The organism is Silvania hatchlandensis, assembly GCF_025564065.1.
Taxonomy (GTDB): Bacteria; Pseudomonadota; Gammaproteobacteria; order Enterobacterales; family Enterobacteriaceae; genus Enterobacter; species Enterobacter hatchlandensis.
Genome location: NZ_JAMGZK010000037.1, coordinates 1 through 16,155, shown reverse-complemented (window position 1 = coordinate 16,155; position 16,155 = coordinate 1). Strand labels below are relative to the sequence as shown.

At 58.1% G+C, this 16,155-nt stretch carries 14 protein-coding genes; 10 read left to right on the top strand and 4 right to left on the bottom strand.

The annotated features are described in order from the left end of the window. Positions 1-85 precede the first annotated feature (85 nt). The 6 genes from M8014_RS02965 to M8014_RS02940 are packed head-to-tail and all read left to right on the top strand — an operon-like array spanning position 86 to position 7,199. Positions 86-1,705, top strand: a complete 1,620-nt coding sequence (locus M8014_RS02965; RefSeq protein WP_271281061.1) for a TIGR04028 family ABC transporter substrate-binding protein — start codon at positions 86-88, stop codon at positions 1,703-1,705. Between the two features lie 10 nt (positions 1,706-1,715). Then, entirely contained in the window at positions 1,716-2,660 is a 945-nt protein-coding gene (locus tag M8014_RS02960; RefSeq protein WP_271281060.1) for an ABC transporter permease, read from the top strand. Then, positions 2,657-3,508 (top strand): ABC transporter permease, encoded by an 852-nt coding sequence (locus M8014_RS02955; RefSeq protein WP_271281059.1) that lies wholly within the window; start codon positions 2,657-2,659, stop codon positions 3,506-3,508. The genes M8014_RS02960 and M8014_RS02955 overlap by 4 nt, the downstream gene beginning before the upstream one ends. After that, on the top strand, positions 3,505-5,112 hold the full coding sequence (locus M8014_RS02950; protein WP_271281058.1) for a dipeptide ABC transporter ATP-binding protein: 1,608 nt from the start codon (positions 3,505-3,507) through the stop codon (positions 5,110-5,112). The genes M8014_RS02955 and M8014_RS02950 overlap by 4 nt, the downstream gene beginning before the upstream one ends. Beyond that, positions 5,109-6,098: a putative FMN-dependent luciferase-like monooxygenase gene (locus M8014_RS02945; protein WP_271281057.1), complete on the top strand. Its 990-nt coding sequence runs from the start codon at positions 5,109-5,111 to the stop codon at positions 6,096-6,098. The genes M8014_RS02950 and M8014_RS02945 overlap by 4 nt, the downstream gene beginning before the upstream one ends. A 9-nt stretch (positions 6,099-6,107) precedes the next feature. Beyond that, complete coding sequence (locus M8014_RS02940) at positions 6,108-7,199, top strand: alkylhydroperoxidase domain protein (RefSeq protein ID WP_271281056.1); 1,092 nt, start codon at positions 6,108-6,110, stop codon at positions 7,197-7,199. Between the two features lie 6 nt (positions 7,200-7,205). Here M8014_RS02940 and araJ read toward each other — a convergent pair whose 3' ends face one another. Further along, positions 7,206-8,381: an MFS transporter AraJ gene (gene araJ, locus M8014_RS02935; protein WP_271281055.1), complete on the bottom strand. Its 1,176-nt coding sequence runs from the start codon at positions 8,379-8,381 to the stop codon at positions 7,206-7,208. A 202-nt stretch (positions 8,382-8,583) separates the two neighbouring features. On the opposite strand from araJ, the gene ppk2 reads away from it, so the two are divergent. The 3 genes from ppk2 (at position 8,584) to M8014_RS02920 (ending at position 10,068) form a co-directional block, all read left to right on the top strand. Continuing rightward, the gene (gene ppk2 / locus M8014_RS02930) at positions 8,584-9,414 is read left to right on the top strand and encodes a polyphosphate kinase 2 (RefSeq protein WP_271281054.1); all 831 of its coding nucleotides are present in this window, start codon (positions 8,584-8,586) and stop codon (positions 9,412-9,414) included. Positions 9,415-9,556: 142 nt separating this feature from the next. After that, positions 9,557-9,745, top strand: a complete 189-nt coding sequence (locus M8014_RS02925; RefSeq protein WP_271281053.1) for a hypothetical protein — start codon at positions 9,557-9,559, stop codon at positions 9,743-9,745. Then, positions 9,745-10,068, top strand: a complete 324-nt coding sequence (locus M8014_RS02920; protein ID WP_271281052.1) for a CcdB family protein — start codon at positions 9,745-9,747, stop codon at positions 10,066-10,068. Before M8014_RS02925 ends, M8014_RS02920 begins: the two co-directional genes overlap by 1 nt. A gap of 51 nt (positions 10,069-10,119) precedes the next feature. On the opposite strand, the gene fdnI is transcribed toward M8014_RS02920, so the two are convergent. The 3 genes from fdnI to fdnG are packed head-to-tail and all read right to left on the bottom strand — an operon-like array spanning position 10,120 to position 14,712. Further along, complete coding sequence (fdnI, locus tag M8014_RS02915) at positions 10,120-10,776, bottom strand: formate dehydrogenase-N subunit gamma (RefSeq protein WP_271281051.1); 657 nt, start codon at positions 10,774-10,776, stop codon at positions 10,120-10,122. Further along, positions 10,769-11,653: a formate dehydrogenase subunit beta gene (gene fdxH / locus M8014_RS02910; RefSeq protein ID WP_271281050.1), complete on the bottom strand. Its 885-nt coding sequence runs from the start codon at positions 11,651-11,653 to the stop codon at positions 10,769-10,771. The genes fdnI and fdxH overlap by 8 nt, the downstream gene beginning before the upstream one ends. An 11-nt stretch (positions 11,654-11,664) precedes the next feature. Next, positions 11,665-14,712, bottom strand: a complete 3,048-nt coding sequence (gene fdnG, locus M8014_RS02905; RefSeq protein WP_271281049.1) for a formate dehydrogenase-N subunit alpha — start codon at positions 14,710-14,712, stop codon at positions 11,665-11,667. Positions 14,713-14,933: 221 nt separating this feature from the next. Between fdnG and yddG the strand changes: the two genes are divergently transcribed. Beyond that, the gene (yddG, locus tag M8014_RS02900) at positions 14,934-15,818 is read left to right on the top strand and encodes an aromatic amino acid DMT transporter YddG (protein ID WP_271281048.1); all 885 of its coding nucleotides are present in this window, start codon (positions 14,934-14,936) and stop codon (positions 15,816-15,818) included. Positions 15,819-16,155: the final 337 nt, after the last annotated feature.

The window sequence follows — 16,155 nt, the reverse complement described above, 5'->3', positions numbered from 1 at the left end:
TTAGCTCAATTCCTTTGTTCCTTTGTTTTCTGCGCCGTCTGATGATGAATCCGACGCTAACAAGAAGATAACAAAGGAATTCACCATGCAAACCCCATTTCGCCTGCCGCTGCTGACGGCGCTGATCGTTGCAGCAACCACAGTCTGGGCCGCAGAGACGCCCGTTAAAGGCGGCACGCTGGTCTATCTGGAACAACAGGCACACACCAACCTCTATCCCCCGGCGGGCGGATTCTATCCGAACGGCGGCATTCTGAATCAGATCACCGACAAGCTTACCTGGCAGAACCCGGAAACCTTACAGGTCGAGCCGTGGATCGCCGAGAGCTGGACCACCAACGCCGATAAAACCGAATACACCTTTAAACTTCGCCCTGGCGTGACGTTCTCTGACGGCACGCCGCTGGATGCCAGCGCGGTGGCAAAAAACTTTGATACCTACGGCCAGGGCAACAAAGCCCAGCGCCTGCCGGTGTCGGAAGTGATCAACAACTACGATCGCAGCGAAGTGATCGACCCGCTGACGGTGAAGTTCTACTTCAAGAAACCGTCACCGGGCTTTTTACAGGGCACCGCCACCATCGGCTCCGGGCTGGTGTCGTTGAGTACCCTGAAACGCAACTTTGAAGAGCTGGGTGATGCCCGGCATATCATCGGCTCCGGCCCGTTCGTGGTGAAGGACGAAAAGCTGGGGCGCGAAGTGAATCTGCAGGCGCGTAAAGACTACGCCTGGGGGCCGAAAAACCTCGCCCAGCAGGGTCCGGCTAATCTGGAGGGCATTACCTATCTGGTTACCCCGGAAGACAGCGTCAGGGTCGGCGCGCTGCTGGCCGGACAGGCCGACTTTATCCGCCAGGTGCAGGCCTATGACGAAAAACAGGCCACCGACCAGGGATATAAAATCTACGCCGCCCCCACCCGCGGCGTGAACGACAGCATCAGCTTCCGCCCGGATAACCCGCTGGTGGCCGACGTACGGGTGCGTCAGGCGTTGTTGCACGCCACCAATGCGAAGCAGGTCGTCGAGACCCTGTTCTCGCCTAATTATCCGCAGGCCAAATCAGTGCTCGCTAACTCTGCCGCAGGCTATGTCGATCTGAGTGACAAACTGACCTTCGACCCAGCCAAAGCCAGCGCCCTGCTGGATGAGGCAGGCTGGAAAGCGGGCAGCGACGGGATACGAGCCAAAGACGGCCAGCGTCTGGCCCTGACCATCTATGAATCCCTTCCGCAGCCACAGAATAAAGAGGTATTGCAGCTGGTCGCCCAGCAGTGGCGCCAGGTCGGCGTGGCGCTGAGCGTCAAAGCCGGAGATGCGGGCAGCCGCACCCTCGATAACCTCGACCCGCTGAAAACGCCGTTGACCGTCTCGGAAGTGGGCCGCGCCGACCCGGACGTGGTGAAAAGCATGTTCTACCCGGCCAACCGCGATGCCCTGCTGCAAAAAGGCGGCTCCAGCGACAAGGTCAAGGGCTTTAGCGACGACAAGCTCAACGCGCTGCTGGTGAATATCTCCGCCGAAGTGGACCCGCAGAAGCGGCTCCAGCTGACCGGCGACGCCCAGCGCTATCTGCTGGATAACGCCTACGTGATCCCAATCTTTGAAGAGCCACAGGTGTTTGCCGGTGCGCCGTGGCTGAAAGGGGTCAGTTTTGAAGCCGTCGGTCGCCCGTCGTTCTACGGGGCGTGGATCGCGAAACACTAAGGGGGCAACCATGAGCCGCTATCTGCTGCAACGCGCCGGGCTGGGACTGCTGGTGCTGTGGGCCGCGTTTACCTTGTCGTTCCTGCTGCTGCAGGTCCTGCCGGGTGATGCGGTCCTGATTAAGTTCCAGAACCCGGATCTGGGCCTCAGCCCGGCGCAAATCGAAGAGATGCGCATCGCCTACGGGGCAGACAGCCCGCTGTGGCAGCAGTATCTGCACACGCTGGGGGCGATGCTGCACGGCGATTTTGGTTTCTCGCTGCAGGCGGGTGTCGCGGTCAGCGAGCTTATCGCCACTAACCTGCCGGATACCCTGAGCCTGGCGCTGCCCGCTTTTATTCTGGCGGTAGTGCTGGCATTTACGCTGGCGCTGGCCTCACGCCTGCCGGGACTGCGTTGGCTGAGCAACGCCATTCAGTCTCTGCCGGTGCTGTTTATCTCCCTGCCGACCTTCTGGCTAGGGATTGCCCTGATTCAGCTGTTCTCGTTCCAGCTGCGGCTGATCCCGGTGATTAACCCTTCGCCGCTGCAGGGCCTGATCCTGCCAATTATCACCGTCGCCATTCCGATCTCCGCCCCGCTGGCGCAGATCCTGATGCGCAGTCTGGACCAGGTCGCCGCCCAGCCGTTTGTCGCGGTAGCCCGGGCCAAAGGACTGAGCGAAACCGCCGTGCTCTGGCGGCACGTTACCGGCAATGCGCTACTTCCGGTACTGAATATCGCCGGTCTGCTGCTGGGCGAACTGATTGCCGGGGCGCTGATCACCGAAACCGTGTTTGGCCGCAGCGGGCTGGGAATGCTGACGCAGCAGGCGGTCAATAACCAGGATATCGCCGTGCTGCAGGCGGTGGTGATGATTTCGGCCCTCGGTTTTGTGCTGATTAATCTGCTGGTGGATCTGCTGATGCCGTTGTTCGATCCCCGCCTGCAAACCGTAACCGGAGGTGCTGCATGAGCCTTGTCGATTATGCCGCCGCGGCGCGCAGGCGTGTGCCTGCCTGGCGTGGCTTACGCTGGCAGCCGGGGTTATGGCTGGCCTGGGCCGTGATTGTAGTTGCCGCGCTGGCGGCCATTACGCCGGGCTTGTTTACCCACTTTAGCCCGGTTGAGGGCATTGCCGGGGCGCAGCGGCTGGCACCACAGGCCGAATACTGGCTCGGCACCGACCAGTTGGGGCGCGATGTCTATACCCGTATCGTCTATGGCGCATCGCACTCGTTGAGCGCCGCGCTGGTAGCCGTGGCAATGGGGCTTGTCATCGGCACCGCCATCGGGGTCATTGCGGGTGCCTTTGCCGGACGCGTGGAGTCGGTGCTGATGCGACTGGTGGATGTCCTGCTCGCCATCCCGTCGCTGCTATTGTCGCTGACGGTCATCATTCTCCTCGGTTTTGGGACCCTGAATGCCGCCCTCGCCGTCGGGGTGGCGTCTATCGCCAGCTTTGCCCGCCTGGCACGCGGGGAAGTGGTGCGCATTCGCCACACCGATTATGTCGAAGCGGCGTTTGGCAGCGGGGGCACCTTCTGGTCGGTGCTGTGGCGGCATATTCTGCCCAACTCCCTGACCGCGGTGCTGGCCTTTGCCACCCTGCAGTTTGGTCAGGCCATTCTGGCCCTGTCGACGCTGAGCTTCCTCGGTTACGGCACCCCGCCGCCGATCCCGGAATGGGGCCTGCTGATTGCCGAAGGGCGTAACTATCTCTCAACCGCCTGGTGGTTGACCACGTTCCCCGGTCTGGTAGTGATCGCCGTGGTGCTGGCCACCAACCGGATCAGTCGTCAGTTAAGCGGAGGTCGCCCATGACCGTTCTGTCTGTTGAAAACCTCACCCTCAGCTACCGTTCGGGCCGCGAGTGGCGCGAAGTGGTGCATAACGTCAGCTTTACTCTCGGGCGCGGCGAGATGCTGGCCTTTGTGGGTGAATCCGGCTCGGGAAAAACCACCACCGCGCAGGCGATTATCGGCCTGCTGGCGGATAACGCCCGTCGAGACGGGGGCAGTATCCGTCTGAACGGCGAAGATCTGAGCCAGTGGTCGGCAAAAAGGCTCGACAGCCTGCGCGGGGCTCGTATCAGCCTGGTGCCGCAGGATCCGGGTAACTCCCTCAATCCGGTGAAAACCGTCGGCGCTCAGGTGGGCGAAATCCTGCGCCTGCATCAGAAAATCGATAAAGCAGAGTGCGAACAGCAGGTGCTGGCGCTGTTGAGTAAAGTGGGCCTGAACCACCCGGAACAGCGGATGAAGCAGTTCCCGCATCAGCTCTCCGGCGGTATGAAACAGCGGGTTTTAATTGCCATCGCCATCGCCCTGCGCCCGGATCTGATCATCGCCGATGAACCGACCAGCGCGCTGGATGTGACGGTGCAAAAGCGCATTCTGGATCTGCTGGACGTGCTGCGCCGGGAATCCGGCACGGCGGTGCTGTTTGTCACCCACGACCTGGCTCTTGCCGCCCAGCGTGCCGACCGTCTGCTGGTGTTCCGCAACGGCGAGGTACAGGAGCACGGCGCTACCGCTGACGTGGTGCGCGCCCCGCAGCACGCCTATACCCGCCAGCTGCTGAGTGATGTGCAGGGCCAACGCGTAACCATCGCCCCGGTGTCGGGCCGCCCGCTGGCCTCGCCCGCCATTCAGGCTATCGGGATCAGCAAACGTTTTGCGCTGGGCAAAGGCCACCAGCTGCAGGCGCTGGATAACGTCAGCTTTGTCGTGCAACGCGGCAGCACCCATGCGCTGGTCGGGGAATCGGGCTCCGGCAAAACCACCCTCGCCCGCATTCTGTTGGGGTTTGAGCAGGCCGACAGCGGACAGGTGAACATCGATGATATCAATGCCACCAGCCTCAGCCACGAGGCGCGCCGCCAGCTGCGACAGAAGATCCAGTTCGTCTATCAGAACCCGTTCGCCTCGCTCGATCCGCGCCAGACGCTGTTCCAGATAATAGAAGAGCCGCTGAAGAACTTTGCCCCCCTCAGCAAAGCCGAGCGCGCAGCTAGAGTGGAGAGCGTCACCCGGCGGGTGGCCCTGTCGCCCGAGCTGTTAACCCGCACCGCGCGGGAACTCTCCGGTGGCCAGCGCCAGCGCGTTGCCATTGCCAGGGCGCTGATCTTGGAGCCGACCATTCTGGTGCTGGATGAAGCCACCTCGGCGCTGGACGTTACCGTACAGGCGCAGATCCTCGCCCTGCTCCAGCAGCTACAGCAGCAGCTGGGACTGACCTATCTGTTTATCACTCACGATCTGGCGACCGTCCGGCGAATTGCCCACAGCGTGACGGTGCTGCGCAGCGGCAAAGTCATTGAGCACGGCGCCGTCGATACGCTGTTTGCCGCGCCACAGGATGACTACACTCGCGAGCTGATCGCCGCCATTCCCCATTTCTCACCCCTTACGGAGGAGTACGCATGACGCGTAAACGCCTGGGTTTCTTTACCCGCCTGCTGGACGATGCGCCAGCCAAAGAACGCTATCGCCTGGCAACAGAGCAGATCCGCCACGCCGAGCGCTACGGTTTTGACAGCGCGTGGATCGCGCAGCACCACTTCCACGAGCACGAAGGCGGCCTGCCGTCGCCGCTGGTGTTCCTCGCCCACGTAGCGGCGCACACCACGACCATTCGCCTGGGCACTGCCATCATCACCCTGCCGCTGGAAAACCCGCTCCGGGTAGCGGAAGACACGGCAGTGCTGGATCTGCTGGCCGACGGGCGGCTGGAAGTGGGGTTTGGTTCCGGCGGCACCCCGACCTCATTTTTACCGTTCGGGTTGACCATTAACGAGCGGGCGGCAACCTTTGCCGATCACCTGCATCTGATCCACAGCGCCTGGCGCGGGGATTCCCTGACCCATCCGGACAATCATCTCTATCCGCCCGCCCCGCAGTTGGCCGAGCGAGTCTGGATCGCCACCTTCTCTATCGAGGGCGCAGTACGTGCCGCGCAGCAGGGCCACGGGCTGATGCTCTCCCGCACTCAGCCGCGTCCGGCGGACAATCTTTCCCTGACACTTGATGCGATCCAGAACCCGATTATCGACGCGTATCTGGATGCGCTGCCGTCCGGCGTGGCCCCGCGTATTCTGGCCTCGCGCACCGCCTTTGTGGCCGATAGCGACGCTTACGCGCTGAAGGTGGCAGAAGCCGGTTTAACCCGCCAGGCACAGCAGCATCGCGCAGCCGGACACGCACTCATAGGTGACACTGTCACGGATTATATTCACCAGTTCGACGCCCATATCGGCGCGCCGCAGACGGTGCTCGCTTCGCTGCAGCGGGATTCCGTGCTGGCCCGCGCCACCGACATTTCGTTCCAGGTGCACTCCGTTGAGCCGTCGCATCAGGACACATTACGTTCGATAGAGTTAATCGCAGAGCAGATCGCCCCTCATCTTCTTTAAGGAGTCACTATGGCTTTAAGTCTGGATATTCTCGCCGAACTGGCGGAGATCGTACCCGGTTCCCCGCTGGAACAGGCGCGACGCACCCGCGAGGCGGCTACCCGTCACGCACAGGGAAGCTATGAAACGCTGTTCAGCCAGCAGGATGCGGATTTTGCGCTGGACGAGCGCTTTGCGGTGGCGGCCAAAGTGGCCAAATGGCATAACGCTGATGCGCTTGCCGCGCACTACGCCGGGTTTGGTCTTGCCGATCCGACCTCGCTGCGCCTGACGCCGGCCCTGGCCTTTGCCCGGGTGCTGACCTTTTCCCCGGTCGAGGCGACGCCCGGCGCGCTGAATGCGCTCACCCTGGCGGGCTGGAGTCAGGAAGGGATTGTGACCCTGGCGCAGCTGATCGCGTTTGTCAGCTTCCAGAGCCGCCTGATCGTTGGGCTGCGTTTACTGAATGACAAACCGGTTGTCGCCAGCGATACCCCGGTGGTCGCCGGAAAGTGGCACACCGCGCCCGTCACCAAAAGCGGCAGTCGCGCTCCGGTGCAGTTCACCCGGCAGGAGCTGGACTGGGAGCCGTGGCTGGCGTCAAAACCGCTGGCGGAATATTCCGCCGACGAGCAGGCGATTCTGGCGAAATTCGGCCATACCGATTCAGACTATTTCCGCCTGCTGGGGCGTAATCTGCCGGTTCTTGAGCAGCGCACGCTCACCGACAAAGGAATTTTTTACACGTCAGGCGGTTTACCGCGCGCCGAACGCGAACTGGCCGCCACGGTGACCAGCAAGATCAACGGCTGCATTTATTGCGCCTCGGTTCATGCCCGTAAAGCCAGCCAGTTATTGAAAGAGAATGATGCGGTGGACGCGCTGCTGGCAGTCCAGCCGGGGCAGTCGCTGGGTGAGGGGCACTCTGCACGCTGGCAGGCGGAAATTGCGTTTGCGGCGGCGCTGTCGGTCACCCCACCCGCCGCAACGCCGCTGCATCTGTCGGCCCTGGATAAACAGGAACTCGATACCTTAGAACAACTCGACCTGGTGCAGTCCGCGGCCTTCTTTGCCTGGGCCAACCGCCTGATGTTGACCCTCGGCGAACCGGCACTCACCTGACAACACTCAGGCTAGCGCGCGAGCGTTAGCCTGCATCCGCTTGGCCTGCAGATAGCCATACAGCAACAGCGAAGACATCGCAGAGAAGGAAAGCAGCGCCGCCGGCAGCGTGACATAGCTCCAGCTAAAGCCGAGGGTAATCATCATCCCGCCGAAATAAGCGCCAATCGCACTGCCCAGATTGAACGCCATCTGGCCGCCCGCCGCGCCCAGAAGTTCGCCCCCTTTCGCATTTTGCAGCAGCAGAATTTGCAGCGGCGCAGAGAGCGCAAACAGCCCGGTACAGCAGATAAATCCCATCGCCAGCGAAGCCATTTTTATTTCACCAACGGCAAAAAGCAGCAGCAGCGAGGCGACAATCACCATATTGGTAATGGCTGCGATGCGCAGCGGGCTAAAACGCCCCGACAGTTTGCCGCTGAGCAGATTACCCAGCACCATGCCGAGCCCCATCAGCATCATGATCGCCGTCATCAGCCCTTCGGAGAAGCTCGAGACGTTGACCATAAACGGCTTCACAAAGCTGAACCATGCAAACACACCTGCGTTGCCAAACATGGTTGCCGCAAAAATCAGCCACGGCTCGGGTTTCTTCAGAAAGTGGAACTGCTCCGTTAATCGGGCGGCCGGTTGATCGTGGAGGTTTGGCACCCACATCAGCACCGACAGGATCACCAGCGCGTCGAAGATCGTGATCAGGAAGAAGGTATATCGCCAGCTAAATTCGTGCCCCAGCCAGGTACCGAGCGGCACACCTAGCAGGTTGGCAAACGTCATACCAGCAATCATCCCCGCCACCGCCAGCGTGACTTTTCCCGGTGGGGCTATTTTAGAGAGGATTATCGCCCCAACGCCAAAAATGGCTCCGTGCGGGAATCCAGAAATGAGTCGCCCTATCGCCAGCCAGTAATACGACCCGGAGAAGGTAAAAATGGCGTTACCGACGGCGCACATCGCCACCAGAAACAGCAGCGTCGTTTTCAGTGAGAACTTTCTTGAAAAAAGCGCCACAATCGGGGCGCCAATCACCACGCCAAAGGCGTAAAACGAGATCATATTACCGGCAGCAGGAATCGAGATCCCGGTATCACGCGCCAGCTCGGTCAACACCCCCATAATGCCAAATTCCGCCATCCCCAGGCCAAAGGTGCCCAGGGCTAAGGAAAACACCGTCTTTTTCATACCACGACCACATGTTAAAAATTTGCAACCGGCATTATTGAACAATCCTCCAGGGTGAACCAGTTCAAATCGCCCTTCTGGCTCGTTAATCCATTATTTCGGGTAGGGAGTGAATATTTTCCGCCAACAACCGGCCCCGCAATTACACTTCAAAGTGTTACGTCTCATTGAACCGGCAGAACCCCGTATAAAGGAAAGCACCATGGCCGACAAAAAGAAAAACAAAAGCAAAAGCAAACCCGTTGTGGATCTCACTAAAACCACCCCGCTGAAGGAAAAGGAGTACGAAAAAGAGCTGCGCCGACTGCACGTCGAGCTGGTTAAGCTGCAGCAGTGGGTGGTGAGTAAAGGCTTAAAAGTTTGTATTGTTTTTGAAGGACGTGACGGGGCGGGAAAAGGCGGCGCCATCAAAGCCATTACCGAACGCGTCAGCCCGCGCGTCTTCCGGGTGGTGGCGCTACCAGCACCGACCGAGCGCGAAAAGAGCCAGCTCTATTTCCAGCGCTACGTACCTCATCTGCCTGCCGCCGGTGAGATCGTCATTTTCGATCGCAGCTGGTACAACCGCGCCGGCGTCGAGCGTGTCATGGGCTTCTGCTCCGCAGAACAGGTGCAAAAGTTCCTGGAAGCTACGCCGCTGGTTGAACGCTCGATGGTCGAATCCGGCATTATCCTGCTCAAATACTGGCTGGAGGTTACACCGGAGGAGCAGGAGCGACGCCTGAAAGACAGGGTTAACGACGGGCGAAAAACCTGGAAACTGTCGCCGATGGACATCAAATCCTACAACCGCTGGGATGAATACACCGTGGCGCGCGATGCAATGTTTGCCGCCACCGACAACCACTGGGCCCCGTGGTATGTCGCCCACTCGGAAGATAAAAAGCGCGTGCGGCTAAATATCATTTCGCACCTGCTGTCGCAGATCCATTATGAAGAGATTCCGGTTAAACCGGTTAAATTCCCAAAACGTAAAATTGGCAAAGTTAAATCTACCGCGCATAACTTCAACGTTATTCCTGACCGTTTTTAATCATCGCGCCCTCTTTAATAACGGAGGGCGTTTTTATTAATGCTGGAATCCGCCTCGCAATTCCTGAGTTACCAGGAGGAACGGTATTGTTTTTTATTCTTTGCGGTTGATAATGACGACACACAAAAAAAGGAGTCCACAGATGAAAGTAAACCCCCGAAAAAATAACACTTCCTACAGCACACTAACGACGCCAGAACGCGTGAAGAAAACGCGCCTCACTGACCATGACCGTGCATCCGAAGAGCATCAGTCATTCATTCGTGCAATGAATGACTTCGTGGCGAAACATGGAACGATTACCGATGATGAGTTCTTCAGGGTGATATAATGCTCAACCAATTTAATGTTTATCGAAACCCTTCAGCGGAGTCAAATAAGGAACTTCCTTATTACATGATTATTCAACATGATTGTTACGATGACCTTCCCACCCGGCTAATCATGCCATTAGCGCGTCATCACAACCTGGCTTCATGGCATAACCATTTGGTTCCGCGTATTAATATTGATTTTGAATCTTTACTTATTTATGCACCCATGATGACGAACATAAATAACAGGAAAATTAACAATAAGGATTTTGTGTGCAATCTTCGGCTAGCACGCCAGGATGTACCAGGTGCATTAGACGCGCTCATCACCAACACATGATTTCCCGGAAACCCGCTCCGAACTGTAGCCCGGAGCGGGGGAAACCATCTTTTATTTCATCCCTTCACGACTCTCTTTCTGCGCTTCCATACGCTCTACGTCACGATACCAGCGCGGATGGTGTTTCTTCGCCCAGCGGCGACTCACCTTCCCTTCAATCATCCCTTTAATCGACCCTTTCACCCAGAACGCCATATACATATGGATCAGGATGGCATGAATCAAAATAATGGCGACGGTCGCGTGGATCAGCAGGCTGTAGCGCACTAATTGCATCGGGAACAGGTGCGCAAAGTACGGTCGCCAGATAATGACCCCAGTCACCAGCAGGACAAAGATCATGCTCATGATGGTCCAGAACATCATCTTCTGTCCGGCGTTGTATTTACCCACTTTCGCGACTTTATGCTCATTGCCTTTCAGCACTTCCACAATGCCTTTCAGCCAGGGAATATCCTGTTTGTCGGGAATATTGTGATGCACAAAGCGGACAAACATAAACATCAGCGCCACGAATATCACCACCCCGAAGAACGGGTGCAGAATGCGCCCCATCTGCGGCGTACCAAAGGTCTCGGTCAACCATTGCAGGGTTGGGAAGAACAGCGCGATCCCGGACAGCGACACCAGAAAGAACAGAATCACCACCGTCCAGTGACAGGCGCGGTCGATGAACTTCGTGCGCACAATCATTTTTGACTTACTCATGATGTTCCTCCTCGTCGTCATCCACCTCTTTGTTCGGCCCGATACCAATGTAGTGATAAATCAACCCGGCAAAGGTGGCGATAAAGCCTGCCGCGGCGAGCGGTTTTAACGCGCCTTTCCACAGGTTAATCGAGGTATCGATGGCCGGTTCTTTCGGCAGATTGTGATACAGCTCCGGCTGATCGTTGTGGTGCAAAACGTACATCACATGCGTACCGCCGACGCCCGCAGGGTTATAGATCCCCGCTTTGTCGTAGCCGCGCGCTTTCAGCTTATCAACCCGCTCCTGCGCCACGTCCAGCATCTCTTTTTTGGTGCCGAAATGAATCGCTCCTGTCGGACAGGTTTTCACGCAGGCCGGCTCCTGGCCGACGCTGACTCTGTCCACACACAGGGTACATTTATAGACCCGGTTATCCTCTTTACTGAGACGCGGGACATTAAACGGACACCCGGCGATGCAGTACCCGCAGCCGATACAGTTATCCTGCTGGAAGTCGACGATGCCGTTGGCGTACTGAATAATCGCCCCGGCAGACGGGCACGCCTTCAGGCAGCCCGGATCTTCGCAGTGCATACAGCCATCCTTGCGGATCAGCCACTCCAGCTTGCCGTTCTGTTCGGTTTCGCTAAAGCGCATCACCGTCCAGGATTTGGCGCTCAGATCCGCCGGGTTATCGTAAACCCCGACGCAGTGCCCCACCTCGTCGCGGATATCATTCCACTCAGAGCAGGCCACCTGGCAGGCTTTACAGCCCACGCAAGAGGAGACATCGATAAGCTTAGCCACTTCCGCCTTGTAATCCCGCGCACGAGGCGCGGGGGTAAAGCCGTTGGTAGCGGAGCGTTTAATAATGTCTTGTGTTTCCATCGCCATTTATTCGCTCCTTACGCTTTCTCGATGTTGACCAGAAACGCCTTGTACTCCGGCGTTTGCGAGTTGGAATCGCCCACCGCTGGCGTCAGGGTGTTGGCGATGTAACCTTTCTGCGCCACCCCTTCAAAGCCCCAGTGCAGTGGGATCCCGACGGTCTCGACCTGCTGGCCGTTGACGTTGAGGGCCTGCAGACGGCGGGTCACCACCGCCACCGCGCGAATAAAGCCACGCTGGCTGCTCACCTTCACGCGATCGCCATTAGTAATGCCTTTCGCCTGCGCCAGGGTTTCGCTGATTTCGACAAACTGTTCCGGCTGGGCGATAGCGTTGAGTCGCGCATGCTTGGTCCAGGTGTGGAAGTGCTCGGTCAGGCGATAGGTGGTCCCGACATACGGGAACTTATCTTTCTTGCCCATCCGCACGGCATCTTCCTTGTAGAGACGCACCACTGGGCTTGAGATCACGTTCGGGTGCAGCGGATTCGTCCCGAGCGGTGTTTCCATTGGCTCGTAGTGTTCCGGGAACGGTCCTTCCGCCAGCTTGTCGATGGCGAACAGACGACCCAGCCCTTCCGGCTGCATGATAAACGGCCCGGTTTTACTGCCCGGCGGCGCGGTGTTGAAGTCCGGAATATCATTCCCCGTCCACTTCGAACCGTTCCACTCGATCAGCATCCGTTTTGCATCCCACGGCTTGCCGTTGATATCTGCCGAGGCGCGGTTGTACAGTACGCGACGGTTCATCGGCCATGCCCAGGCCCAGCCCAGCGTATTGCCCAACCCGGACGGATCGGCATTATCGCGATTCGCCATCTGGTTGCCCTGCTCGGTCCAGCTGCCGGTGTAGATCCAGCATGAAGAGGCCGTCGTCCCGTCATCACGCAGATGAGCAAAGCTGCTTAACAGCTGGCCTTTCTTCGCAATCAGCGTGCCGCTGGCGTCATAGAGATCCGCCAGAGCTACGCCGTTGTTCTCTTTGGCCACCTCTTCGGACTCCGGATGATCCGGCTTCTTGTAATCCCAGCTCATCTGCAGCAGCGGCGTAGTGCCTTTGCCGCCTTCGCTGCGATACATCTCGCGAATACGGTGGTAAATCCCGGCCAGGATCTCACCGTCGTTACGTGCTTCGCCCGGCGCATCCTGCCCCTTCCAGTGCCACTGTAGCCAGCGACCGGAGTTGGCGATGGAGCCGTCCTCTTCGGCAAAGCAGGTGGACGGCAGACGGAACACCTCGGTCTGGATAGACGCGGTATCGACATCATTCATCTCGCCGTGGTTCTGCCAGAAGGTCGACGTTTCGGTTACCAGCGGGTCGATCACCACCATGTACTTCAGCTTGCTCAGGCTGGCGACAACTTTGTTCTTATCCGGGAACGATGCCACCGGGTTAAAGCCCTGGCAGATGTAGCCCGTGACGTTGCCTTTCGCCATCATGTTGAAATACTTAATGACGTCGTAGGACTGATCCCATTTCGGCAGCCAGTTAAAGCCCCAGTCGTTCTCCTTCTGCGCCGCATCGCCGTAGAAGGATTTCATCAGGCTGACGAAGAACTTCGGATAGTTGCTCCAGTAGTTCACCTGGTCAGGCAGTGTGGCTTTTGGCGTAGTGGCCGCCAGATAGCTTTGCAGATCTGTCTGTTTGTCCGACGGCAGGGTCAGGTAGCCGGTCAGGCTGGTCGACAGCAGGCCAATATCGGTTAACCCCTGAATGTTGGAGTGACCGCGCAGGGCGTTCACCCCGCCGCCCGCCATTCCCATATTGCCGAGCAGCAGCTGGATCATCGCCATGGTGCGGATGTTCTGCGCCCCCACCGTGTGCTGGGTCCAGCCCAGCGCATACAGGAAGGTGGTGGTTCTGTCGGCGGCACTGGTTGAGGCCAGCACTTCGCACACTTTCAGGAAATCGGCTTTTGGCGTCCCGCAGATGTTCTCCACCACCTCCGGCGTATAGCGGGACACGTGCGTTTTCAGCAGGTTCCACACGCAGCGCGGATCGGTCAGGGTCTCATCGCGTTTGGCGTAGCCGTTCTCATCGAACTGGTAGTTCCAGGACGATTTATCGTACTGGCGTTTTTCGGCGTCATAGCCGCTGAACAGTCCGTCGTCGAAGGCAAAATCTTCCCGCACCAGCAGGTTCGCGTTGGTGTAGTGTCTGACGTATTCGTCGTTGATCTTGTTATTTTCGATCAGGTACAGCAGCACGCCGGACAGGAAGGTAATGTCCGTGCCGGAGCGGATTGGTGCATAGATGTCCGCTACCGATGCCGTCCGCGTAAAGCGCGGATCGACGACGATAAGCGTCGCATCGTTGTTGTTTTTGGCTTCCATCGCCCAGCGGAATCCCACCGGATGCGCTTCAGCGGCATTACCGCCCATCACCATTACGACGTTAGCGTTTTTGATATCAACCCAGTGGTTGGTCATCGCACCGCGACCAAATGTTGGAGCAAGACTTGCTACCGTTGGTCCGTGTCAGACGCGCGCCTGGTTGTCTACCGCCAGCATGCCGAGCGAGCGCACAAATTTTTGCGTCAGCATACCGGTTTCATTACTTGCCGCAGATGCACAGAGCATCCCGGTGGAGAGCCAGCGGTTAACCGTCACGCCCTGCTCGTTGGTCTCGACGAAGTTGGCGTCGCGGTCGGCCTTCATCAGCCGGGCAATGCGGGTGAAAGCCTCATCCCAGGAGAGCCGCTGCCATTTGTCGGAGCCTGGCGCGCGGTATTCCGGGTAACGCAGGCGGTTGTCGCTGTGGATATAGTCCAGCAGGCCCGCCCCTTTCGGGCATAATGCCCCACGGCTCACCGGATGATCCGAATCGCCTTCAATATGATAAATCGCTTCTTTGGCGTTCTTCGCGCCATCTCCCAGGCTATACATCAATAGCCCGCATCCCACGGAACAGTATGTGCAGGTGTTACGGATCTCTTTTGCGCGCAGCAGCTTATAGTTTCGCGCCTGAGCCAGTGCCATTTTGGGTGCAAAACCCAGCGCAGCGACTGTTGTTCCGGCCATACCGCCCGCGCAGATTTTGAAAAACTGTCTGCGGCTGACGTCCATTGTGGTCCTCGTTGTTTCAATGAGCTTTCGGCCTGGAAATTAACAGCAATGACCCTGATTTTTTTGCGGCAAATCAATGTCGCCGATCTTCGCCCTCTTAATAGTCAGCGCTGGCGATTTTTACTGATACTTAAGGAGTAGGTCGGGGCAGATTAATTCGCGGAAGGTGCTGAAACAGTGCTATAAATTTGCCCTTTGAAAATAAAGCCCGTGGAAATGTGATGGACAGAAAAAAAGCAACCTTGATTGGTCTTGCCGCAATTGTGCTGTGGAGCACAATGGTGGGGCTGATTCGGGGAGTCAGCGAAGGTCTGGGGCCGGTAGGTGGCGCGGCGATGATCTATACGCTCAGCGGTTTACTCTGTCTGGTGACGGTTGGCTTCCCCGATTTGCGTCGCTTCTCACCGCGCTACCTGATGGCCGGCAGCGTGCTGTTTGTCAGCTATGAACTCTGCCTGGCGCTGTCTTTAGGTTATGCCGCCACCCGCCATCAGGCCATTGAAGTGGGGATGGTAAATTATCTCTGGCCGAGCCTGACCATCGTGTTTGCTATTCTGTTTAACAAGCAAAAATCGACCCTGTGGGTGATCCCCGGCCTGCTCATTTCCCTGCTGGGCGTCAGCTGGGTGCTGGGCGGAGAAAGCGGTCTGCACATCGACGACATCGTCAGCAACGTGGTGTCCAGCCCGCTGAGCTATGGCCTCGCTTTTGTCGGCGCCTTTATCTGGGCAGCCTACTGCACGGTAACCAGCAGATACGCCAAAGGCCAGAACGGGATCACCCTGTTTGTACTGCTGACGGCGCTGACCCTGTGGGTAAAATATTTCTTCAGCGATCAGCCGGAGATGGTATTCAGCGTGCCAGTGGTGCTCAAGCTGCTGATGTGCGGCATTGCGCTGGGATTGGGTTACGCGTCGTGGAACACAGGTATTCTGCACGGCAACGTGACGATTCTGGCGACGGCCTCCTACTTTACCCCGGTGCTGTCAGCGGCGCTGGCTGCGGTGCTGCTGAGTTCACCGCTGACGTTTAGCTTCTGGCAAGGGGCGATGATGGTGTGTGCGGGATCGCTATTGTGCTGGTATGCCACGCGAAACTGCGCCTGATGATGTGCACCGATTATCCTCTCTCCCTTGAGGGCTGACCAATCTCCAGTATTTTTTAATCTTAAAGCAACGGAATAACGACAAGAGAATAAATCACTTACAGCGATACCCTGGTCCGGCTGAAAATCGCCGAAGCGTTTCCTGTAGGCCGGGGCGAGGCGCATGGATGCGCCGGAGCCGCATGCTCCCCCTCACCCCAACCCTCTCCCTTGTACAGTCCGGGGACATAGTGAACACTTGTTCGGGGACATGGTAGACACTTACAACTAAGGCATAAGAACCCGTTTATGGAGCCACTTATGCCCTGGGATGCGAGAGATACCATGTCATTACGTAA